19 protein-coding genes, 1 other RNA gene and 2 pseudogenes are annotated in these 22,681 nt (G+C 59.4%); 11 read left to right on the top strand and 11 right to left on the bottom strand.

Annotated features, from left to right (window positions below; all coding sequences use genetic code 11):
• Window positions 1–83 precede the first annotated feature (83 nt).
• The 5 genes from carA to grpE form a co-directional block, all read right to left on the bottom strand.
• Window positions 84–1,220 carry a glutamine-hydrolyzing carbamoyl-phosphate synthase small subunit gene (gene carA, locus J3P95_RS04380; protein WP_434578547.1) on the bottom strand — a complete coding sequence of 379 codons (1,137 nt, stop codon included), beginning with the start codon at window positions 1,218–1,220 and terminating at the stop codon, window positions 84–86.
• A gap of 255 nt (window positions 1,221–1,475) precedes the next feature.
• On the bottom strand, window positions 1,476–2,282 hold the full coding sequence (gene dapB, locus J3P95_RS04375) for a 4-hydroxy-tetrahydrodipicolinate reductase (protein ID WP_434560995.1): 807 nt from the start codon (window positions 2,280–2,282) through the stop codon (window positions 1,476–1,478).
• Window positions 2,283–2,291: 9 nt separating this feature from the next.
• Window positions 2,292–3,416 carry a molecular chaperone DnaJ gene (gene dnaJ / locus J3P95_RS04370; RefSeq protein ID WP_214963795.1) on the bottom strand — a complete coding sequence of 375 codons (1,125 nt, stop codon included), beginning with the start codon at window positions 3,414–3,416 and terminating at the stop codon, window positions 2,292–2,294.
• A gap of 319 nt (window positions 3,417–3,735) precedes the next feature.
• Complete coding sequence (gene dnaK / locus J3P95_RS04365) at window positions 3,736–5,652, bottom strand: molecular chaperone DnaK (RefSeq protein ID WP_186612177.1); 1,917 nt, start codon at window positions 5,650–5,652, stop codon at window positions 3,736–3,738.
• A 101-nt stretch (window positions 5,653–5,753) separates the two neighbouring features.
• The gene (grpE, locus tag J3P95_RS04360) at window positions 5,754–6,320 is read right to left on the bottom strand and encodes a nucleotide exchange factor GrpE (protein ID WP_039592327.1); all 567 of its coding nucleotides are present in this window, start codon (window positions 6,318–6,320) and stop codon (window positions 5,754–5,756) included.
• Window positions 6,321–6,562: 242 nt separating this feature from the next.
• Here grpE and recN point away from each other — a divergent pair, with 242 nt between their 5' ends.
• Complete coding sequence (gene recN / locus J3P95_RS04355) at window positions 6,563–8,236, top strand: DNA repair protein RecN (RefSeq protein ID WP_434560989.1); 1,674 nt, start codon at window positions 6,563–6,565, stop codon at window positions 8,234–8,236.
• A gap of 75 nt (window positions 8,237–8,311) precedes the next feature.
• Here the strand turns inward: recN and fur are convergent, their stop codons facing one another.
• Window positions 8,312–8,716 carry a ferric iron uptake transcriptional regulator gene (gene fur, locus J3P95_RS04350; RefSeq protein WP_186612180.1) on the bottom strand — a complete coding sequence of 135 codons (405 nt, stop codon included), beginning with the start codon at window positions 8,714–8,716 and terminating at the stop codon, window positions 8,312–8,314.
• A gap of 97 nt (window positions 8,717–8,813) precedes the next feature.
• Between fur and J3P95_RS04345 the strand changes: the two genes are divergently transcribed.
• On the top strand, window positions 8,814–9,341 hold the full coding sequence (locus tag J3P95_RS04345) for an outer membrane protein assembly factor BamE (protein ID WP_186643933.1): 528 nt from the start codon (window positions 8,814–8,816) through the stop codon (window positions 9,339–9,341).
• Window positions 9,342–9,402: 61 nt separating this feature from the next.
• On the opposite strand, the gene J3P95_RS04340 is transcribed toward J3P95_RS04345, so the two are convergent.
• The 3 genes from J3P95_RS04340 to J3P95_RS04330 are packed head-to-tail and all read right to left on the bottom strand — an operon-like array spanning window position 9,403 to window position 11,556.
• A complete protein-coding gene (locus tag J3P95_RS04340) occupies window positions 9,403–9,705 on the bottom strand; it encodes an RnfH family protein (protein WP_434578551.1) in 303 nt (100 codons plus the stop codon).
• The gene (locus tag J3P95_RS04335) at window positions 9,702–10,145 is read right to left on the bottom strand and encodes a type II toxin-antitoxin system RatA family toxin (RefSeq protein WP_434578553.1); all 444 of its coding nucleotides are present in this window, start codon (window positions 10,143–10,145) and stop codon (window positions 9,702–9,704) included. Before J3P95_RS04335 ends, J3P95_RS04340 begins: the two co-directional genes overlap by 4 nt.
• Window positions 10,146–10,152: 7 nt before the next feature.
• Window positions 10,153–11,556, bottom strand: a complete 1,404-nt coding sequence (locus tag J3P95_RS04330; protein ID WP_434560981.1) for a sodium-dependent transporter — start codon at window positions 11,554–11,556, stop codon at window positions 10,153–10,155.
• A gap of 118 nt (window positions 11,557–11,674) precedes the next feature.
• On the opposite strand from J3P95_RS04330, the gene smpB reads away from it, so the two are divergent.
• Window positions 11,675–12,157, top strand: a complete 483-nt coding sequence (smpB, locus tag J3P95_RS04325; protein WP_186639510.1) for an SsrA-binding protein SmpB — start codon at window positions 11,675–11,677, stop codon at window positions 12,155–12,157.
• Between the two features lie 51 nt (window positions 12,158–12,208).
• On the opposite strand, the gene J3P95_RS04320 is transcribed toward smpB, so the two are convergent.
• Complete coding sequence (locus tag J3P95_RS04320; RefSeq protein ID WP_434560979.1) at window positions 12,209–12,976, bottom strand: FCD domain-containing protein; 768 nt, start codon at window positions 12,974–12,976, stop codon at window positions 12,209–12,211.
• A 262-nt stretch (window positions 12,977–13,238) separates the two neighbouring features.
• On the opposite strand from J3P95_RS04320, the gene J3P95_RS04315 reads away from it, so the two are divergent.
• The 8 genes and pseudogenes from J3P95_RS04315 to J3P95_RS04280 form a co-directional block, all read left to right on the top strand.
• Window positions 13,239–14,933 (top strand): lactate permease LctP family transporter, encoded by a 1,695-nt coding sequence (locus J3P95_RS04315; RefSeq protein ID WP_434578556.1) that lies wholly within the window; start codon window positions 13,239–13,241, stop codon window positions 14,931–14,933.
• A gap of 150 nt (window positions 14,934–15,083) precedes the next feature.
• The gene (locus J3P95_RS04310; RefSeq protein ID WP_434560975.1) at window positions 15,084–15,908 is read left to right on the top strand and encodes a (Fe-S)-binding protein; all 825 of its coding nucleotides are present in this window, start codon (window positions 15,084–15,086) and stop codon (window positions 15,906–15,908) included.
• Window positions 15,905–17,359 carry a LutB/LldF family L-lactate oxidation iron-sulfur protein gene (locus tag J3P95_RS04305; RefSeq protein WP_434578558.1) on the top strand — a complete coding sequence of 485 codons (1,455 nt, stop codon included), beginning with the start codon at window positions 15,905–15,907 and terminating at the stop codon, window positions 17,357–17,359. The genes J3P95_RS04310 and J3P95_RS04305 overlap by 4 nt, the downstream gene beginning before the upstream one ends.
• Window positions 17,359–18,030 carry a LutC/YkgG family protein gene (locus J3P95_RS04300; RefSeq protein WP_434578560.1) on the top strand — a complete coding sequence of 224 codons (672 nt, stop codon included), beginning with the start codon at window positions 17,359–17,361 and terminating at the stop codon, window positions 18,028–18,030. Before J3P95_RS04305 ends, J3P95_RS04300 begins: the two co-directional genes overlap by 1 nt.
• Complete coding sequence (locus J3P95_RS04295; RefSeq protein ID WP_434578562.1) at window positions 18,027–20,894, top strand: FAD-binding and (Fe-S)-binding domain-containing protein; 2,868 nt, start codon at window positions 18,027–18,029, stop codon at window positions 20,892–20,894. Before J3P95_RS04300 ends, J3P95_RS04295 begins: the two co-directional genes overlap by 4 nt.
• 97 nt (window positions 20,895–20,991) lie before the next feature.
• Window positions 20,992–21,279 (top strand): hypothetical protein, encoded by a 288-nt coding sequence (locus J3P95_RS04290; RefSeq protein ID WP_039592339.1) that lies wholly within the window; start codon window positions 20,992–20,994, stop codon window positions 21,277–21,279.
• A gap of 96 nt (window positions 21,280–21,375) precedes the next feature.
• Window positions 21,376–21,769: a transfer-messenger RNA gene (gene ssrA, locus J3P95_RS04285) on the top strand.
• A gap of 186 nt (window positions 21,770–21,955) precedes the next feature.
• Window positions 21,956–22,318 (top strand): annotated as a pseudogene (locus tag J3P95_RS04280) (integrase arm-type DNA-binding domain-containing protein); the annotation flags it as partial.
• A gap of 58 nt (window positions 22,319–22,376) precedes the next feature.
• Here the strand turns inward: J3P95_RS04280 and J3P95_RS04275 are convergent.
• A pseudogene (locus J3P95_RS04275) lies at window positions 22,377–22,649 on the bottom strand (amidohydrolase family protein); the annotation flags it as partial.
• Between the last annotated feature and the right edge of the window lie 32 nt (window positions 22,650–22,681).

The raw sequence follows: 22,681 nt of genomic DNA, 5'->3' as shown, positions 1-22,681 counted from the left end.
GGTCAGTCGGCTAGGCCGTCGAACAATCTTTGAAACGCCCGAGGGGGCCGCCGGTTTCGGGGCCACCCTCAGGCTTCACGCGGTCAGCGTCGCTTGGCCATCTCATTGATGAAGCGATCGAACAGCGGCGCCACATCGTTCGGGCCCGGGCTCGCTTCAGGGTGGCCCTGGAAGCTGAACGCGCTCTTGTCGGTACGCTCGATGCCTTGCAGCGTGCCGTCGAACAGCGACTTGTGAATCGCTCGCACGTTGGCCGGCAGCGTTGCTTCATCCACCGCGAAACCGTGGTTCTGGCTGGTGATCATCACCACGCCGGTGTCCAGGTCCTGGACCGGGTGGTTGGCACCGTGGTGGCCGTGACCCATCTTCAAGGTCTTGGCGCCCGAAGCCAGGGCCAGCAACTGGTGACCTAGGCAGATACCAAATACCGGGATCTCGGTTTCCAGCACGTCCTTGATCGCCTGGATCGCGTAGTCACAAGGCTCCGGGTCACCCGGGCCATTGGACAGGAACACGCCGTCGGGCTTGAGGGCAAGGACATCGGCGGCCGGGGTTTGGGCCGGCACTACGGTGACGCGGCAACCGCGCGCTACCAGCATGCGCAGGATGTTCAGCTTGACGCCGTAATCGTAGGCAACGACGTGATACGGCAGCTCGCAAGCATCGATCGTCGCGTGGCTATCGGTTTTCAGGTCCCAGACCGAAGAACGCCATTCATACTGTTTCTGGGTACTGACGACTTTCGCCAAGTCCATGCCCTTGAGCCCTGGGAAACCCTGGGCAGCGGCGATGGCGGCCTCGTCGGAAATATGGTCGCCGGCCATGATGCAGCCGTTCTGCGCGCCTTTTTCCCGAAGAATGCGGGTCAGGCGGCGGGTATCGATACCCGCGATCGCCACGACATTGTTGGTTTTCAGGTAATCGGACAGCGACATCGTGTTACGCCAGTTGCTCGCTACCAGCGGCAGGTCGCGGATGACCAGGCCAGCGGACCACACGCGATCGGACTCAGCGTCTTGCGGCGTGGTGCCGGTATTGCCGATATGCGGGTAAGTCAGGGTAACGATTTGTTGGGCGTAGGAAGGATCGGTAAGAATTTCCTGATAGCCGGTCATTGCGGTGTTAAACACCACCTCACCAACGGTCTGACCGTCGGCTCCAATGGCTTCGCCGCGAAAGATGCTGCCATCAGCAAGGGCGAGTATGGCTGGCTTAGTCAAGAAGACCTCCCGTAAATAAAGCCTGAAAGGGCGATCGCAGGTTGTAAAAAAGCGGAGTGACGTATGGACACGTCACCCCGCTTGTTCACTGAATTATTCTGCGCGCTTTTAGTGGACACACTAAAGCTGTAGCTTACAGAAAAAGGCTTTTTGGGTCCACCGCTAATGAGCCTTGAAGGCAGGGGAATGCGACAGGTCGTCGCGAAGCGGTTTAAAACGGGGCTCAGTATAACCTGAACCCCGCTATTGATGGCATCAACGCAGGTCGAGAACGTCCTGCATGTCGTACAGGCCAGGTTCGCAACCCTCCAGCCACAGCGCAGCCCGTACAGCGCCCTTGGCGAAGGTCATCCGGCTCGACGCTTTATGGGTGATCTCCAGGCGCTCGCCTTCAGTGGCGAACAGCACGGTGTGGTCGCCTACCACATCGCCGCCACGCACGGTCGCGAAACCGATGGTGTCGCGTTCCCGCGCACCGGTATGCCCCTGGCGCCCGTATACGGCCACTTGCTGCAGGTCACGCCCCAGCGCATCGGCAATCACTTCACCCATGCGCAACGCGGTTCCTGAAGGCGCGTCGATCTTGTGTCGATGATGCGCCTCGATAATTTCGATATCCGCATCATCGCCCAAGACCCGAGCGGTCAGGTCCAGCAACTTCAGTGACAGGTTCACGCCCACGCTGAAATTCGCCGCGAACACGATCGGAATATCTTTGCCGGTCTCAGCCAACAATTCCTTTTGTGCCGCATCCAGGCCGGTCGTGCCGATCACCATGGCCTTGCCGGCCTTGCGGCAGATGGCGAGGTTTTTCAGCATGATTTCAGGCAGGGTGAAGTCGATCAATACATCGAACTCGTCGAGGACCTTTTCCAACCCACCGGACATCGGCACGCCGATACGTCCAATCGAAGCCAGCTCGCCAGCATCAGCTCCCACCAGCGTACTGTCGGGCCGGACAATGGCAGCCGTCAGGCCCGACAGCGGCGAACGCTGCTGCACCGCCTCGACCAGCGCCTTGCCCATGCGCCCCGCGGCGCCCATCACAGCTATACGTCGCATGCCCACTCCTTACAGGTCGCCGAAGAAGCGCTTCACGCCTTCGAACCAACCGGTGGTTTTCGGCGAGTGACTGTTGTCATCTGCCAGGGAGCTGCGGAACTCTTCCAGCAATTCCCGCTGGCGCCGACTCAGGTTCACCGGCGTTTCCACCGCAACGCGACACATCAGGTCGCCCGCACCACCGCCCCGCACTGGCGCTACGCCTTTGCCGCGGATCCGGAACTGCTTGCCGGTTTGCGTCCCCTCGGGAATCTTCAGCTTGACGCGACCATCGAGGGTCGGAATCTCAAGCTCGCCACCCAATGCCGCATCGACGAAACTGATCGGCACCTCGCAGAACAGATGTTTGCCGTCGCGCTGGAAGATCGCGTGCTCACGCACGTTGATCACGACGTACAAGTCGCCAGTCGGACCGCCTTGAGCCCCCGCCTCGCCTTCGCCGGAAAGACGAATGCGGTCACCGGTGTCGACACCGGCCGGCACTTTCACCGACAGCGTCTTGTACTCTTCGACACGCCCTTCGCCGTGGCAGGAGTCGCACGGATCGGAAATGATCTTGCCTTGGCCATGGCAACGTGGGCAGGTCTGCTGGACCGAGAAGAAGCCCTGTTGCATGCGGACCTGGCCGATACCGCCACAGGTGGGGCAAGTGACAGGCGAGGAGCCCTTCTTGGCTCCCGAACCGTCGCACGGCTTGCAATTGACCAGCGTCGGAACACGGATATTGACCGTGGTTCCGCGCACCGCCTCTTCCAGATTCAGTTCCAACGTGTAGCGCAAATCGCTGCCACGCTGGGCGCCACCACGGGCACCGCCGCGACCGCCGCCGAAGAAATCGCTGAACACATCGCCGAAGATGTCGGAGAAGTTCTGGCCACCGAAACCGGCACCGCCGCCACCCATGCTCGGATCGACGCCAGCGTGACCGTACTGGTCGTAAGCGGCGCGCTTGCTGGAGTCCGACAGCACTTCGTAAGCCTCGTTGGCTTCCTTGAACAACTCTTCCGACGCTTTATCGTCGGGATTACGGTCCGGGTGGTGCTTCATCGCCAGGCGACGGTAGGCCTTTTTCAGGTCCGCTTCGCTTGAACCACGCTCGACACCCAATACTTCGTAATAGTCACGCTTTGCCATTAGTCTTTGCACTCTTGTAGGACGTTCGGCAAACCCCTCCTGAGCCTCGCCAAACTCGTTGAGCCCCATACAGGCCCGGACCCAACTCACGTCGATTCAACGATCCTGGTCATAAATTTTCAGCCAGGGCACCGGCCAAAACGCGGCGTCTATCGCTCGGAAAGCAGGAGCAGTCCCGATCACACCGCCAGCATCCGAGCGCTGTCGCATGCTGTAAAAATTCACTGGCTCCAGACACGCCAACGCGGGAGCAAGCTCCCGCGCGGCGACATCCTACCAGCCACCGCACAAACGCAGTCAACCGGCCGACAACAAGCGATTACTTGTTGTCTTTCACTTCTTCGAACTCGGCGTCGACAACGTCATCGGCTTTCTGGGCCGATTCGCCTTGCTGCGCTGCACCTTCAGCTGGCTGGGCCTGCTCGGCATACATCTTCTGAGCCACTGGCGCGGAGACTTTGGACAGCTCTTCGATCTTCGCTTCGATGGCGGCCTTGTCGTCGCCTTTGACGGCAGCTTCAAGGGCAACCACGGCAGCTTCGATCGCGGTCTTCTCTTCAGCGGTCACTTTGTCACCGGCATCGGCAACCATCTTGCGAGTCGAGTGAACCAAGGCGTCGCCCTGGTTGCGGGCGCTGGCCAGCTCTTCGAACTTGCGGTCTTCCTCGGCATTGACTTCAGCGTCACGAACCATCTGCTGAATTTCTTCCTCGGACAGACCGGAGTTGGCCTTGATCACGATCGACTGGGTCTTGCCAGTAGCCTTGTCTTTCGCGCCGACGTGCAGGATGCCGTTGGCGTCGATGTCGAAGGTCACTTCGATTTGTGGCACACCGCGCGGAGCCGGTGGAATCTCGGCCAGGTCGAACTTGCCCAGGGACTTGTTCTGGGTAGCCTGCTTGCGCTCACCCTGCAGCACGTGGATGGTCACGGCGTTCTGGTTGTCGTCGGCCGTCGAGAACACTTGGGATTTCTTGGTAGGAATCGTGGTGTTTTTCTCGATCAGCGCGGTCATCACGCCGCCCATGGTTTCGATACCCAGGGTCAGCGGGCTGACGTCGAGCAGCAGAACGTCCTTTACGTCACCGGCCAGAACGGCGCCTTGGATGGCGGCACCCATGGCAACGGCTTCGTCCGGGTTCACGTCCTTGCGCGCTTCTTTGCCGAAGAAGTCGGTAACCAGCTTCTGGACCAGCGGCATACGGGTCTGGCCGCCAACCAGGATCACGTCGTTGATCGAGCCGACGTCGATACCGGCGTCTTTCATCGCAATGCGGCAAGGTTCGATGGTGCGCTGAACCAGGTCTTCCACCAGCGCTTCAAGCTTGGCGCGGGAAATTTTCACGTTCAGGTGCTTAGGACCGGTGGCGTCTGCGGTGATGTAAGGCAGGTTCACGTCGGTCGACTGGCTCGAGGACAGTTCGATCTTGGCTTTTTCAGCGGCTTCTTTCAGGCGCTGCATGGCCAGCGGGTCACCCTTGAGGTTCATGCCGCTTTCTTTCTTGAACTCGTCGACGAGGTAGTCGATCAGGCGGATGTCGAAGTCTTCACCACCCAGGAACGTGTCACCGTTGGTGGCCAACACTTCGAACTGGTGCTCGCCGTCGACTTCAGCGATTTCGATCACCGAAACGTCGAAGGTACCGCCACCCAGGTCATAAACGATCACGGTGTGATCGCCCTTGGCCTTGTCCATGCCGTAGGCCAGCGCGGCCGCGGTCGGTTCGTTGATGATACGCTTGACGTCCAGGCCCGCGATGCGGCCGGCGTCTTTGGTGGCCTGACGCTGACTGTCGTTGAAGTAGGCAGGAACGGTAATGACCGCTTCAGTCACCGCTTCGCCGAGGTAGTCTTCGGCGGTTTTCTTCATTTTCTTGAGGATTTCAGCCGAGATCTGTGGCGGCGCCATTTTCTGGCCGTTCACTTCAACCCAGGCATCGCCATTGTCAGCCTTGGCGATCTTGTAAGGGACCATCTTGATGTCTTTCTGAACGACTTCTTCGTCGAACTTGCGACCGATCAGACGCTTCACCGCGTAAAGGGTGTTATGCGGATTGGTCACAGCCTGACGCTTGGCGGACTGGCCAACCAGGATCTCGCCATCGTTGGCGTACGCAATGATGGACGGCGTGGTGCGCGCGCCCTCAGCGTTCTCAATAACTTTGGCCTTGCCGTTTTCCAGCACGGAGACGCACGAGTTGGTGGTCCCCAGGTCGATACCGATAATCTTGCCCATGTTAACTCTCCCGGAACTTGGATTTTGTTGCCGCAGCAGTGGTGGCTAACTGCGGTAGCACTTAAACGCTTGACTTCTTAATGGGGCCGCTGCGCCCGATTTCAAGCCTGCTCATCAATAGAAGGCGAAACCGGTGCGGGCGCCTTGCTCACCACGACCATGGCCGGGCGCAACAGGCGACCGTTGAGCAGGTAGCCCTTCTGGAATACTTTCAGCACACTGTTCGGCTCGACGTCTGCGCTTTCCTGCATCGCCATGGCCTGATGGTGCTCGGCATTGAAAGGTTCGCCGTGTGGATCGATCGCTTCAAGCTGATAACGCTTGAGGGTGTCCTGGAACATTTTCAGGGTCAGCTCGATGCCTTCGCGCATCGGACGGATGTTCTCGTCGTCCGGGTTGGACAGCTCCAGACCGCGCTCCAAGCTGTCGATGATCGGCAGCAGGTCGCCGGCGAAACGCTCCAAGGCGAATTTGTGGGCTTTTTCCACGTCTTGCTCGGCGCGACGGCGGACATTCTGCAAGTCGGCTGCGACACGCAACGCCTGATCCTGCGCGCCGGCCAGTTGCTCCTCGAGCACTTGTACACGTGCCGCCAGGTCTTCACCCGAATCCTGGGGAGCCTGATTGGCGTCTAGATTTTGCGTGTCCTGCGTCTGTTCGTCAGCCATAGAGATTTCTCCTTTCAACTTCGTCCGCGAGCTCGACTCGCGCTTCTGCCCGGATATATGGGGCCAGCTTTTCCAGCTTCAAGGGCCGCGCGACGAATTAACCTTACAAAAAACAGCTGCATATCCTTCGCTTCGGCGCTAAGAATTTCGATTATCCAAGCAAATCGAGCTAAGCGAGGGCATTGTCAGCCAGAAACAAAACACTGTATAAATAACCAGACCTAATGCCTGGGAGCGGCCTTATGCTGGTGCACCTGTCCGTACACAACTATGCCATCGTCGAACACCTCGACCTCGAACTCGACCGAGGCATGAGCGTGATAACCGGTGAAACCGGCGCCGGCAAATCGATCATGCTCGATGCCTTGGGCCTGACCCTCGGCGATCGCGCCGACAGCGGCGTGGTGCGCCCTGGCGCGGACAAGGCCGACATCCTGGCAACGTTTGACCTGGTCGACATTCCCGAAGCCAGCGCCTGGCTGGCCGAACGCGACCTGGACAACGATGGCCTGTGCATCCTGCGGCGGGTCATCACTGCCGAGGGTCGCTCCCGCGGCTATATCAACGGCACGCCCTGCCCGCTGGGAGACCTCAAGGCCCTCGGTGAATTGCTGATCGACATCCACAGCCAGCATGAACACCAATCCCTGCTCAAGACCGACACCCATCGGCGCTTGCTCGACGAGTACGCAGGGGCCACCGATCTGGCCCGCCAGGTTCATCTGGCAGCCCAGCGTTGGCGCCAGACCCGGCAGGAACTGGATCGTCTCTCCAACTCCGGCGACGAGCAACGCGCCCGCCACCAGCTACTGAGCTACCAACTCGAAGAGCTGGAGAACCTGGCCCTGGGTGAAAACGAGCTGGAGGAACTGGAGCAGGAGCACAAGAACCTGACCAACGCGGAAGCATTGCTAGGCATTTGCCGGCAAGTGGTCGAGCAATGCAGCGAAAGCGATTCGGGCAATGTGCTGAGTGCGCTGACCGCAAGCCTTAACCGACTCTCCAGCGTCAGCAATTCGGTGGGGGCATTGGGCGAGGCAAGCAACCTGCTGACCAGTGCGCAGATCCAGGTCGAAGAAGCAGTCGGGGAGCTGAACCGGTTCCTTGATCATTTCGACGCCGACCCGGCGCGGCTTCAATATCTGGAAGAACGCCTGGACACTATCTATACATTGGCGCGCAAGCATCGTATTCAGCCAACCGATGTCGTCGAACTGCAGCAACGCCTGCTGGAAGAATTGGAAACCCTTAACGCCAACGATGAATCCATCGAACGCCTTGGGGACGAATTGGCCTCCTACGCGCGCCATTACCAGGAAAAGGCCAACGAACTCAGCGAACTGCGCCGGCAAGCTGCAACCGGATTGGCCAGCGCTGTAGAACAGGAAATCCAGCGCCTGGGCATGCCCGGCGGCCGATTTACCATCGAACTGCGCCCCAACGCCGGCGATGAACTTCAGCCCAATGGGTTGGAGCAGGTGGAATTGCTGGTCAGCGCCAACCCCGGCCAACCGCTCAAGGCACTGGCAAAAGTAGCATCCGGAGGTGAGCTGTCGCGCATCAGCCTGGCGATCCAGGTCATTACAGCGCAAACCTCGCGGGTGCCAACGTTGGTATTCGACGAAGTGGACGTGGGCATCGGCGGCCCTACGGCGGAAATCGTCGGCCAGTTGCTACGCAGGCTGGGCGAGCGCGGGCAGGTCCTGACAGTGACCCACCTGCCTCAAGTCGCCGCCCAGGGGCACCAGCATCTGTTTGTCCACAAGGTGCGTGGCGAGGACGCGACTCGTACCGCCGTGTCCAAGCTGAACAAGAACGAGCGCGTGGAAGAAGTGGCCCGGATGCTCGGAGGCATCGACCTGACCAAAGAGTCCTTGGCGCACGCCAAGAAAATGGTGGTGGCGGCGAAAATCTAGGAGACGCCATAAAGCAAGAAGGCGACCCGAGGGTCGCCTTCTTTCGTTTTGGGGGCTTTCACCCACGCGACGAACTTATTTGCGCTTGCGTACATGCAGGACGAGATGGTGATCGATCAGCTCGAAACCATACTCATCAGCAATCGCTTGTTGCAGTTTTTCGATTTCAGGACTGATGAACTCGATAACTTCCCGGGTTTCCACATCCACCATGTGGTCATGATGCTCCCCGTCAGCCAATTCAAAGACAGCATGACCGCCATCAAAATTATGACGTGCCACCAACCCTGCAGCCTCGAATTGAGTCAGGACACGGTAAACCGTGGCCAGACCGACGTCCTCGCCAGCTTCCATGAGCGCCTTGTAGACGTCTTCGGCACTCATGTGGCGTTGCTCGGCGGAATCGAGCATTTGCAGAATCTTGACCCTTGGCAGGGTCACTTTGAGGCCGGCTTTGCGTAGTTCGCTATTTTCAACCATGGTCAGCTTTCTCGCGATGCTGCTTCGCAGCTTCTCTTAATGCGGGTATGATCGGCGTTTACGTTGTCCCAGCCAAGATAGTGGAAGTCGCCCACCGATGCAAAACACCAAGCTCTTGCTAACCAGTTTCACCTTTGTGGGACTGCTCGCACTCGCCGGTTGTTCATTCCCCGGGGTTTACAAAATCGACATCCAGCAGGGCAATGTCGTCACGCAGGACATGATAGACCAGTTACGCCCGGGAATGACCCGCCGGCAAGTACGGTTTATCATGGGCAATCCCCTGCTGACCGACACGTTCCATGCCGATCGCTGGGATTACCTGTACAGCTTGCAGCCAGGTGGCGGCGAGCGGCAACAAGAACGCATCAGCGTTATCTTCAGCCCTGACGACCAACTCGTCAGCCTGTCGGGCGATTTCATGCCTGGCGTGAGCCGTGATGAGGCCATCATGGGCAAGGACAGTGGCACCACAGTCACCGATCCGACCCAGAATGCCGATCAGCCGAAACCGGAAAAGCCGGCCAAGCCAGGCTCGTTGCTGGATCAGATCCAGAAGGACGTGGACAACGTCGAGACCGTACCTGTCCCGACACCAGAACCTTTGGATACCTCGCCGCAATAAATTGCGGTAATAAAAAAACCCGGCATTGCCGGGTTTTTTATTGCCTGCGATCCAGACCAGGTCATTGATCTGCCTGACGAGCCTGGGCTGCCTTGGCCGCTCGCAGGCGACGGATTTCTTTCGGATCAGCCAACAAAGGCCGATAAATTTCGAGTCGATCAGCCGCTTGCACGACCTGCCGCTCCGGATCCGCAACCACTTTGCCGAAGATCCCGACGGGGACAGTGGCCAGATCCAACTCCGGAAACGCATCTGCAACGCCCGATGCCGCCAGCGCGGCGCGAACACTCGTACCCTCCTGCACAGCGAACGCGCGGAGGATCTGGCGCTCGGCGCTGGCATACACCACTTCTATCTCGATCACCGCTTGAGCTCAGCATTCTGCTTGGCACGCTGGCAAAACGCATCGACCAGGGTATTGGCCGCCTGGTTGAACAGCGGCCCCAATGTCGCGCGCACCAGCGGCCCGGCGTAATCGAACGAAAGATCCAGGCTGATCTTGCAGGCCTTTTCACCCAGTGACTTGAACACCCAGACGCCATGGAGCTGGTTGAACGGCCCTTCTTCAAGGTTCATCTCGATGGACTGCCCCGGCACCAAGGTGTTGCGCGTGACGAAGTGCTGGCTCAATCCACCCTTGGCGACATTGAGGCTGGCGCGCATATGGGTTTCTGAGCTTTCGAGCACCTCGGCGGACGAACACCAGGGCAGAAACTCCGGATAACTCTCCACGTCATTGACCAAGTCGTACAGCGCCTGCGCCGGGTAAGGCAGCAACGCTGAGCGTTGAATATGTGTCGTCATGTAAGCGTCACTTCCACAGCTGGGCGGCAAACACTACGAGGATGCCGATGGGCGCCACATAGCGCATCAAGAACAGGCTCAAGGCGAACAATACAGGACTGCGCAGTGACAATTCATCACGCACGGCTTCACGACCCATGATCCAACCCGCGAACACCACGAAGCACAAACCACCCAGCGGCAGCATGATCCGTGATGTAAAGAAATCGATCACGCCGAAGAAATCCAGCCCTCCGGTTGCTCCCCACTGATAGAGGTGGAACAGCCCGTCTTCGTTCACGAAAAACTTGGCCTGCTTCCAAATGTTGAAGGAAAACACGGTCCCCAACCCCACGAACCAGCAGGTGAAGGCCAGCCAGAACGTGACCCAGGCGCGACTGAGGCGGGTTCGTTCAACCAGATAGGCCACCATCGGCTCCAGCAGGGAAATCGCCGAACTCCAGGCGGCAATCGCCACCAGGACAAAAAACACCACGCCCATTACTTGACCGAACGCCATGCTGCCAAAGGCAAACGGCAAGCTGACGAACATCAGCCCGGGGCCCTCGCTGGGGTTCAGGCCAGCGGCGAACACAATCGGAAACAATGCCACCCCAGCCAGCAGCGACACAAAGGTGTCCAGCAACGCAACGCCGACAACCGTCTTGGTCAGCGACGCGCCCTTGGGCATGTAGGCACCGTAGATCATGATCGAGCCAACCCCCACGCTCAGGGAGAAGAATGCGTGGCCCATGGCCGGCAGCAGACCCTCCATGACTTTTTCCGGTTTGAAATCGAACATGAAATGCACGCCTTCCATGAAATGCCCGGTGGTCATGCTGTAGCCCAACAGCACCAGGATCATCACGAAAAGGAGCGGCATCATGATCCGCAGGCTGCGCTCAAGCCCCGCGACCACGCCTCGGGCAATCACCACGGCGGAAAGCACCATGAAAAGTGTGTGCCAGAGTGTCAGCCGCCAGGGATCGGCAATCACATCGCCGAAGTACGCGCCGACCTGATCGGGCGTCGCACCTTGGAAATCCCCACGGCCCATATCGATGATGTAGTCCAGCGACCAGCCACCGACCACGCTATAGAAAGACAAGATCAGCAGCGCCGTGACCATCCCGGCGAACGCGCCCCAAGACCACTTCGGCGAGTGCCCCGCCTCCAATGCGAGCACCTTCAAGGCGTTAGCCGGGCTTTGCCGCGCGCGGCGACCGATCAACGTTTCCGCCAGCATGACCGGCGCGCCAATGAGCGCGATGCAAGCCAGGAACATCAGTACAAAGGCGCCGCCCCCATAGACGCCGACCATGTACGGAAACTTCCAGATACTACCCAGGCCCACGGCCGAACCGGTCGCGGCGAATATGAAGACCCAGCGGCTAGCCCAACTGCCGTGGACAGAAACCTTGTCTGTCGACATCGTGATCACGCCCAAGCGTTGAAAAAAGAGGCCGCATTGTCCGGGATTCATTCAACCTGCTCAAGCACGCAGCTTCACCGTAGCCGACACGCACGCAACTGCCTATAATGCCGCCCCTATGGCTAAACAGAAGAAACATCCCACAGGGACCATCGCGCAAAATAAAAAGGCGCGACACGATTACTTCATCGAACAACGTTTCGAGGCTGGCATGGTCCTGGCCGGCTGGGAAGTAAAAAGCTTGCGTGCCGGCAAGGCGCAACTGGTTGACAGTTACGTCCTGCTCAAGGACGGAGAAGCCTGGCTGCTGGGCAGTCATATCACGCCGCTGACCACTGCCAGCACCCACGTCATTGCCGACCCGACGCGCTCGCGAAAGCTGCTGCTCAACAAGCGAGAGCTGGAAAAGCTCTTCTCGTCCGTGCAGCAGAAAGGTTACGCCTGCGTCTGCACGTCGCTGTACTGGAGCAAGCACCTGATCAAGTGCGAGATCGCGCTGGGCAAGGGCAAGAAGGAATACGACAAGCGCGATACCGAACGCGAACGCGATGCCGGTCGCGAGCTGCAGCGTGCGGTGCGCAACAAGGGCAAGGAAGATTAGCCAGGAATCATCTGTGGGAGCAGGCTCGCTCCCACGATATCCGTGGCACGTTTACATTCCCTTGCGCCGTTCTGCTCGCGCCACGCGCTGTACTTCCTGACGAACCTCTTCCAGCACTTCCTGCACATAAAGGATATGCCGACTGGACACCTCTCGCGCCAGTTCGGCGTGCCCATCCATGATGGCTTGATACAGCTCCCGATGCTGGCTGATCAGCATGTCGCGGGTCTCGCTGCGCTGCTTGTACATGCCGCCGATGTTGGTGACGACGTTGCGCTTGAGCAGGTCGAACAAGCCGCGAATGGTGTGCAGCAAGACCGCGTTATGACTGGCCTCGGCGATTGCCAGATGGAACCGGGCATCCGCCGCGCCCTCTTCCGCCCGACTCACTTCGTCGTGGCGGGAATAACAATCCTGCAACTCGTCGAATGCCGCCGTCAGCCGCTCGCGATCGACATCCGTGGCCCGCAGCGCCGCGTAGTAGGCACAGGACGCTTCCAGCGTGTGGCGGAACTCCAACAAGTCACGTTGTGCCTCGGGGTTGCTCTCCAGCAATAGCAGCAGCGGGTCGCTGAATGTCGAGCCCAGAGAATCCACGACATAGTTCCCCCCGCCCTGCCGACTGACCAGCAGCCCCTTCGCCGCCAGTTTCTGGATCGCCTCGCGCAAAGAAGGGCGTGATACACCGAACTGTTCGGCCAAGGTCCGCTCGGCCGGCAGCCGCTCGCCGGACTTCAACGTGCCCTCAAGGATCATGCCTTCAAGCCGCTCGACAATATCGTCAGACAAACGGCGCTGACGAATTTGATCAAACCCCATAACTCGACTCTCCACGTACCCGACGGCTCGCCGGGCTCTCTATTCTGGCCCATCCGAGCCTTGTCTACACCCATCAAAAACCATCGATGCCTGCAGATCAGATGCGATCTGCGGTGTTTATTCGACGAAAGTTTCAGGGCGGCAAATTGACACACGACAACTAAGGCTTTTACCCTAGCCGACAGCGCTTGTAAATTGGTATTACCAATTATCCAGAATGCTCACCAGTGCCTGACCAACAACAATTAGGGGCTCACCCAATATGCAAACCTGGCAACAGCTTTACAGCCCGCTCGGCAGCCTAGGCTTGTCCGCGCTCGCGGCCGTCATTCCCATCGTATTTTTCTTCCTCGCCCTGGCGGTGTTTCGCCTCAAGGGGCATGTGGCCGGCAGCATCACCCTGGCGCTGGCGATTGCCGTCGCCATTTTTGCCTTCCAGATGCCAGCCGACATGGCGTTCGCCGCCGCCGGCTATGGCTTTGCCTACGGCCTCTGGCCTATCGCCTGGATCATCGTCGCCGCGGTGTTTCTCTACAAACTGACGGTCAAGAGCGGCCAGTTCGAAATCATCCGCAGCTCGGTGCTGTCGATTACCGATGACCAGCGCCTGCAAGTGCTGCTGATCGGCTTCTGCTTCGGCGCATTCCTGGAAGGAGCCGCCGGCTTTGGTGCCCCGGTCGCGATTACCGCCGCGCTGCTGGTCGGCCTGGGTTTCAACCCTCTCTACGCCGCCGGCCTGTGCCTGATCGCCAACACCGCTCCGGTGGCCTTCGGCGCGCTGGGCATCCCGATTATCGTGGCAGGCCAGGTAACCGGGATCGACGCGTTCAAGATCGGCGCCATGACCGGACGCCAATTGCCCTTGCTGTCGTTGTTTGTACCGTTCTGGCTGGTATTCATGATGGATGGCCTGCGCGGCGTGCGGGAAACCTGGCCGGCCGCCCTGGTGGCGGGCCTGAGTTTCGCCATCACCCAGTACTTCACATCGAATTTCATCGGCCCGGAATTGCCCGACATCACCTCGGCCCTGGCCAGCCTGATTGCCCTGACGCTGTTCTTGAAAGTCTGGCAACCCAAGCGCACCGCAGGCGCGCAGATTGCCGGCGCCACCTCCAGCGCAGCCATCACCGCCAGCGTCGGCGGTTTCGGCCAACCCCGCAGCACCGTGGTTTCGCCCTACAGCTTGGGAGAAATCATCAAGGCCTGGTCGCCCTTCCTGATCCTCACCGTGCTGGTGACGATCTGGACCTTGAAGCCGTTCAAGGCGATGTTCGCCGCGGGTGGCGCGATGTACGGTTGGGTATTCAACTTCGCGATTCCGCACCTGGACCAGATGGTGATCAAGGTCGCGCCGATTGTCGTCAACCCGACCGCCATCCCGGCGGTGTTCAAGCTTGATCCGATTTCCGCCACCGGCACGGCGATATTCTTCTCGGCACTGATCTCGATGCTGGTATTGAAGATCAACTTCAAAACTGGTCTTACCACTTTAAAAGAGACCTTCTACGAACTGCGCTGGCCTATCCTGTCCATCGGCATGGTGCTGGCGTTCGCCTTCGTCACCAACTTCTCGGGCATGTCATCGACCATGGCCTTGGTATTGGCCGGAACTGGCGCGGCGTTCCCGTTCTTCTCGCCATTCCTCGGTTGGCTCGGCGTGTTCCTCACCGGTTCCGATACCTCGTCCAACGCGCTGTTCGGCTCGCTGCAAGCGACCACCGCGCACCAGATCGGCGTCAGCGACACGCTGCTCGTGGCGGCCAATACCAGCGGCGGCGTGACCGGCAAGATGATTTCACCGCAATCGATCGCCGTGGCCTGCGCGGCTACCGGGCTGGTGGGCAAGGAATCGGATCTGTTCCGTTTCACCCTGAAACACAGCCTATTCTTTGCAACGATCGTCGGCTTGATCACGTTGGCCCAGGCCTACTGGTTTACCGGCATGCTGGTTCACTAAGCCCTACACGCAATACTGAAAAAACCGACGCCAATTTCAGATTTGGCGTCTGCTATTCACAACCGGGTCTGCAAGGCTGCTGAAAGATTTCCTCTTTATATTCAGCAGCCTCAGCGGACGGATAACCGGGACCACCCGGAGAAACGCCTGATGAGCGAGCTTTTTTACAACGCAGTGCCGAACGCGACCCGTGTCGCCCCGCCATTGCCCGAGCCTCGGCAGTACCCCAGCGAGAAACCCCGACAGGTTTACCTGTTCGGCACGTGCGTGGTTGACCTGTTCTATCCAGAAGCAGGGATGGACGCGATCCATCTGCTCGAGCGCGAGGGGATCCGGGTCGATTATCCACAAGGGCAAACGTGCTGCGGGCAACCGGCGTACACCTCGGGCTACACCGAACAGGCTCGAACTGTGGCGCGGGCGCAACTGGCTTTGTTTGCCGGGGATTATCCGGTGGTCGTGCCGTCGGGCTCCTGCGCCGGCATGCTGCGCGAACACTACGCGGACCTGTTCAAGGACGAGCCCGAAACGCTCAAGCAAGTCCAGGCCCTGGCGGCCAGGACCTATGAGCTGGCCGAGTTTCTGCTGTTCGTCTGCAAGGTGCAGTTGAACGACAGTGGCACGCCGGTGAAGGTTGCGCTGCACACGTCCTGCTCGGCACGACGTGAAATGAACACCCACCTGCACGGCCGTGCGCTGCTGGCACAGTTGCGCAACGTGGAGCGAGTCGAACACAGCCATGAAAGTGAATGCTGTGGTTTTGGTGGGACGTTCAGCGTGCGCATGCCGGATATTTCCGGCGCCATGGTGGCCGACAAGACTCGAGCGTTGAAGGAATCAGGCGCGCATCAGGTGGTTAGCGCCGACTGCGGTTGCCTGATGAACATCAACGGCGCCTTGGAAAAGCAGCAGGAGGTGTTACGCGGCCAGCATCTGGCAAGCTTCCTCTGGCAGCGAACCGGAGGTGCCGCATGAGCACGCCGACGCTGATTCCGACCGTTGAGGTGCAGGACGATTTTCGCGCCCGAGCCCATAAGGCTTTGGACGACACGCAACTGCGAAACAACTTTCGCACTGCGATGGATTCACTGATGACCAAGCGGGCAGCGTCTTTCAGCGATGCCCACGAAAGAGAACACCTGCGGGGGCTGGGCAATGCTGTCCGCGCCCGCGCGCTTTCCAAGCTGCCCGACCTGCTCGAGCAACTTGAAACCAACCTGACCCGCAACGGTGTGACAGTGCACTGGGCGGAGACGGTGGACGAAGCCAATGGCATCGTCCTCTCGATCATCCGCGCTCACGAGGCGCGGCAAGTGATCAAGGGCAAATCGATGGTCAGCGAAGAGATGGAGATGAACCATTTCCTCGAGGCTCGGGACATTGAATGTCTCGAATCCGACATGGGGGAGTACATCGTCCAGCTCGACCACGAGAAGCCTTCACACATTATTATGCCGGCGATCCACAAGAATGCCGGTCAGGTCGCGTCCTTGTTCCACGACAAACTTGGCGTGGAGTACACCAAGGACGTTGACCAACTCATTCAAATCGGTCGCAAAGTCTTGCGGCAGAAATTCTTCGAAGCCGACATCGGCGTTTCCGGCGTCAACTTCGCGGTCGCAGAAACCGGCACGCTACTGCTGGTGGAAAACGAAGGCAACGGACGGATGTCCACCACCGTGCCCCCGGTGCACATTGCCGTGACGGGCATCGAAAAAGTCGTGGAAAACCTGCGGGACGTCGTGCCGCTGCTGTCGCTGCTGACCCGCTCGGCCCTGGGCCAGCCGATCACCACCTACGTCAACATGATTTCCGGACCGCGTAAGGTCGATGAACTGGACGGCCCGCAAGAAGTCCACCTGGTCCTGCTGGACAATGGCCGCAGCCAGGCGTTTGCCGACAGTGAACTGCGCCAGACCCTGAACTGCATTCGCTGCGGCGCCTGCATGAATCATTGCCCGGTCTATACCCGAATCGGCGGCCATGCCTACGGCGAGGTTTACCCGGGGCCTATAGGAAAAATCATTACGCCGCACATGGTCGGCCTGGCCAAGGTGCCCGATCACCCCAGTGCGTCTTCGCTGTGCGGTGCTTGCGGCGAGGTGTGCCCGGTAAAGATCCCGATCCCGGCCCTGCTGCGACGCCTGCGGGAAGAAAACGTCAAGGCAGCAGACAGTCCCAACCCGGTGATGCGCGGCCAGGGCAGCAAATACTCGGCCAAGGAACGCTTCATCTGGAATGCCTGGGCGCGGCTCAACAGCTCGCCGCGGCTGTATCGGTTATTCGCCTTCTTCGCCACGCGGCTGCGCGCCCTGACGCCCCAAGACGTTGGGCCTTGGACGCAAAACCACAGCGCCCCGAAACCCGCCGCCCGATCGCTGCATGACCTGGCCCGCGACCACCTGAACTCGCAGGGAGACCGCTGATGAGCGCCAAGGAAAATATCCTCGCCAAGCTGCGTAAAAGCCTGACCGGCACCACGCCCGTTGCCGACAACTTCGACGTCGAACTGGTGACACAGACCTACCGCTACGCGCCCGAAGAACGCATCCCGCAGCTGCGCAAGCTGATGGAAGCGGTCCACACCGAAATCCATCTGACGTCCGGCGAAGGCTGGCCCGCGTTGCTCGCACAGTTGCTGCGCGACCGCCAACTGCCGAGCCTGCTCATCGCGCCGACAACGCCTCATGGGCAAAAGATCGTACAGTTCTGGGCGCACAATCCGGGCTTGCCACCACTCAAGGCCTACGACCGGCCGGTTGACGAGTGGAAAGCCGAGCTGTTCAACGACACGCCCGCGAGCCTGACCGGCACCCTCGGCGCCATCGCCGCGACCGGCAGCCTGATTCTTTGGCCGACCCGGGAAGAGCCACGCCTGATGAGCCTGGTACCGCCGGTACATTTTGCCCTGCTCAAGGCCAGCGAGATCCGCGACAACTTCTATGAGGTGCAGCAGGAATTCAAATGGGCCCAAGGCATGCCCACCAACGCCCTGCTGGTGTCGGGTCCGTCGAAGACCGCCGACATCGAACAGGTCCTGGCCTACGGCGCCCATGGACCGAAGGATCTGGTGGTCTTGATTCTGGAGGACCTATGACGCTTCCGGCCCCTTTTCTGCGCGACGTACGACAACTGATCCCGCAAAACAGACGCTTTGACGATCCGCTGTCGACGCTGGCCTTCGGCACCGACGCCAGTTTCTATCGGCTGATTCCGAAACTGGTGGTGCGCGTCGAAACCGAAGATGAAGTAGTCGCACTGCTGCAACTGGCCCAGCGCGACCGAGTTCCGGTGACATTCCGTGCGGCCGGCACCAGCCTGTCCGGGCAAGCCATCAGCGACTCGGTGCTGATCGTGCTTGGGGATAACTGGAACGGACGCGAGATCCGCGGGCAAGGCATGCAGATCCGCCTGCAGCCCGGCGTGATCGGCGCCCAGGCCAACGCCTGGCTGGCCCCGTTCGGGCGCAAGATCGGCCCGGATCCGGCGTCGATCAATGCCTGCAAAATCGGCGGCATTGTTGCCAACAACGCCAGCGGCATGTGCTGCGGTACGGCGCAAAACACTTATCACACCCTGGCCGGCATTCGGCTGGTGCTGGCCGACGGCACGCGCCTGGACACCGAAGACGCTGCCAGCGTGGCGGCATTTCGGGCGAGCCATAACGAACTATTGGAACGCCTGGGCACTCTGGGTCGCGAAACCCGCGCCAACACCGATTTGGCCGCCCGAATCCGCCACAAATACCGTCTGAAAAATACCACCGGCCTGTCGCTCAACGCCCTGGTGGACTTCGACGAGCCTGTGGATATCTTGAGCCACTTGCTGGTGGGATCTGAAGGTATCCTCGGTTTCATCAGCGCCGTGACCTACAACACCGTCATTGACCATCCGAACAAGGCTTCGGCGCTGATCGTATTCCCGGATGTGGAAACTTGCTGCAACGCCGTCACCGTACTGAAAAGCCAGCCAGTCTCGGCCGTGGAACTGCTGGACCGCCGCAGCTTGCGCTCGGTGCAGGACAAACCGGGCATGCCGGATTTCGTACAGCACCTGTCGATCAATGCTTGCGCACTGCTGATTGAATCCCGCGCTGCTTCGTCATCGTTACTACAAGAGCAACTGGCCAGGATCATGGCCTCGCTGGCCGATTTCCCGGTGGAAAAACAAGTCGACTTTACCGAGGATCCACGAGAAAACGCCCGGCTCTGGGCGATTCGCAAAGACACCTTCCCCGCCGTCGGCGCGGTGCGCAAGACCGGAACCACCGTGATCATCGAAGACGTGACCTTCCCGGTGGAACAACTGGCCGCTGGCGTGAATCGCTTGATCGAGCTGTTCGACAAACATCACTACGACGAAGCCATCCTGTTCGGACACGCGCTCGAAGGTAATTTGCACTTCGTCTTCACCCAAGGCTTCAACAGCACCGAAGAAGTCGCACGCTACCAGGCGTTCATGGACGACGTGGCGCAGCTGGTGGCCGTGGAGTTTGGCGGCTCTTTGAAAGCTGAACACGGCACCGGGCGCAACATGGCGCCGTTCGTCGAACTGGAATGGGGCAGCGATGCCTACCAGTTGATGTGGCAACTCAAGCGCCTGCTCGACCCCAACGGCATCCTCAACCCGGACGTGGTGCTCAGCGAGGATCCGCAAATCCACCTCAAGCATCTCAAACCGCTGCCTGCAGCCGACGAGATTGTCGATAAGTGCATCGAGTGCGGCTTCTGCGAACCGGTATGTCCGTCCAAGGACCTGACCTTGAGCCCGCGTCAGCGCATCGTCATCTGGCGGGACATCCAGGCGAAAAAGCGCGCAGGCGTCGACACGTCTGAACTGGAGGCCGCTTATCAATACCAGGGCATCGACACTTGCGCGGCCACTGGACTGTGCGCCCAACGCTGCCCTGTAGGAATCAATACCGGCGAACTGGTGAAAAAGCTTCGCAGCCGTACTGCGACGCGTACGAAAACCGCCGATTGGTTGGCAGGCAATTTCGCCGCTGCCATGCAGGGAGCTCGTTTTACCCTGCATGTCGCCAATGGTGCACGAATGCTATTGGGGGCGCCGCGTCTGGCGAAACTTTCCGCCACCTTGACGCGGCTGTCCAAGGGCCAAGTCCCACAGTGGACAAACGCTATGCCGCAGCCGGAAAAGGCCATTCGTTTCAGCCCCGCCGTGTCGGATGCACGCCCCAGAGTGGTCTATCTGGCAGCCTGTGTGTCAAGGGCCATGGGCCCTGCGGCGGCAGACAAAGAACAGATATCGCTGCACGACAAGACCCGAGGCCTGTTGGAAAAGGCCGGCTACCAAGTGGTTTTCCCGGACAACCTGGACAGCCTGTGCTGCGGCCAGCCCTTTGCATCAAAGGGCTACGCCGAACAGGCTGAACACAAACGCCAGGAACTGATCGGCGCGCTGTTGCATGCCAGTCGCGGCGGGCTCGACCCGATCTACTGCGACACCAGCCCCTGCACCCTGCGGCTGGTCCAAGACTTGGCAGAGGTACGCTTGGACCTTTACGACCCGGTGCGCTTCATCCGCACTCACTTGATGGATCGCCTTGAGTTCACACCGCAGGAAGCCGCCATCGCGGTGCATGTCACCTGTAGCACGCAGCACCTTGGCGAAAGCCAGGCATTGATCGATCTGGCGCGCAAGTGCAGTAAAAACGTGGTCATTCCGGAAGGCATCCATTGCTGTGGCTTTGCCGGCGACAAAGGCTTCACCACGCCGGAACTCAACGCTCATTCGCTACGAACGCTCAACGACGCGGTTCAATATTGCACCGAGGGCATCTCTACGAGCCGCACGTGCGAGATAGGCCTGACGCATCATGGAAAAATCGACTACCACGGATTGGTTTATCTGGTGGACCGCGTCACCCGCCCCAGACCCAGCAAAAGCGAGGGAACTGCCATGGAAATCGAAGAAAAATCGAATTCCTGCGCTTCGCTGTAGTCACTTGGATAGGTCCGACTCCGTTGGGCCCTCCCCTAACTCGGGCCTGTCCATGACATTTCGACAGCACCGAGACCATACGTTCAAGGAGATACACATGAAGCGCACCGCACTTGCTGGCTTGTTCATTTCCGCTGCGATGTTGGCCTCTCCGGTGTTTGCAGGAAGCCAGGATGACCTTTGCAAAATCAATCTGCAAAAGATCAGCGACGCCAAAGTCAGCACCGAGCAAATGAGCGAAGGCCTGAAGACCGACATCGACGCCACTGTCGGACAAGCCAAGGCTGAGCACGCCAAAGGCACCAAAGAAGGCACCGAAAATTGCATCTCGCTGACCAACCAGGCCATCCAAAAGCTGCAAAACAACGCGAAAGGCGATCAGTAGCATTGCCTGGGGCCAACCTTCGGGTTGGCCTCAGACGCGGATTGGCGTACACTGCGCATGCCTGCCGCTCCTCCAGCTTCATGGAGCGACAGGCTCGGGGCCGTTTAGGATTCGACGCCGGTTGCGAAACTTTAGGTGCATGCCGAGTTGGTAACAGAACTCGTAAATCCACTGTTGCAACTTCCTATAGTTGCCAATGACGAAACCTACGGGGAATACGCTCTCGCTGCGTAAGCAGCCTTAGCCCTTCCCTTCTGGTACCTTCGGGTCCAGCAATCACCAGGGGATGTCCGTAAACCCAAAGTGATTGTCATATAGAACGGAATCGCCGTGCAGTACGTTGTGGACGAAGCGGCTAAAACTTACACAACTCGCCCAAAGCACCCTGCCAGTCGGGTCGCTGAGGGTTAACTTAATAGACACGGCTAAGCATGTAGTACCGACAGCGGAGTACTGGCGGACGGGGGTTCAAATCCCCCCGGCTCCACCACTTCATCATCTAAAGACGTCCAAGGACGTCTTTTTTTGTGCCTGAAATCCAGTAAATACGAGGATTTCAGCGCTTTTGGGAGCTTTGGAGGATTTCTGAGTTCCAGGCGCTTTGGTATCCCAGGCGGTATCCCGGACTGTCAAATGCTATTTCAGGATACCAAAACGGTGGTGGAGGTAGCCCCCCATGCCTACTAACGCAACCCGCCTCTCCGATCGCAAGATCAAGGCAGTCAAGGCGACTGGTAAAGACTTCGTGCTCAGCGAAGGCGATGGCTTACAGCTTCGAGTACGCGCGAGCGGCTCGATGATGTGGAATTTCAATTACCGCGAGCCCCTGACCAGAAGCCGTATCAATATGGCGCTTGGTCCATATCCCGACCTCTCGCTAGCCAACGCCCGGAGGAAAGCCGCGGAGGCGCGTGAGCTGCTCGCTCTGGGCATTGATCCCAAAACCCAGCATGATGAGGTAAGGCAAGCCAAACTTGCTGAGACTGAACACACTTTCGAGACGGTGGCCACCGCCTGGTTCGAGTTGAAAAAAGACTCGACAGGATAAACGGTGTGTCACGGTAGCGTCGCGCAGGCTCGTCCACCCACATGGCCTGGGCCTGGGCGAAAGACAGCACGGGAGAAGTGGGCCCGATGTGCAGCAGCACTGGAAGGCGATGGGCGTTGCAATACTCGTAGAACGGTGTCAGCAGCGGATCATTGGCTTGGTATCCACAGGGCGGATAGAGTTTCAAGCCGCTGAACCCATACTCCTCGACACCTCGAATGAACAGCTCAAGCCCGTCCCTGCCCCAGCGCGGGTCAACGCCGGCAAACACCTCAAAGCGTCCGGGATGACGCTGGAGAATGTCCCGGTGCTCGTTGAACATTTCTTCTATGCTCAGTGGTGTATCCGGCAATG

It is taken from the genome of Pseudomonas sp. Z5-35, assembly GCF_051131945.1.
Classification (GTDB): Bacteria; Pseudomonadota; Gammaproteobacteria; order Pseudomonadales; family Pseudomonadaceae; genus Aquipseudomonas; species Aquipseudomonas marvdashtae.
The sequence above is the reverse complement of the archived record's forward strand: the minus strand, read 5'-3'. Positions and strand labels throughout refer to the sequence as shown.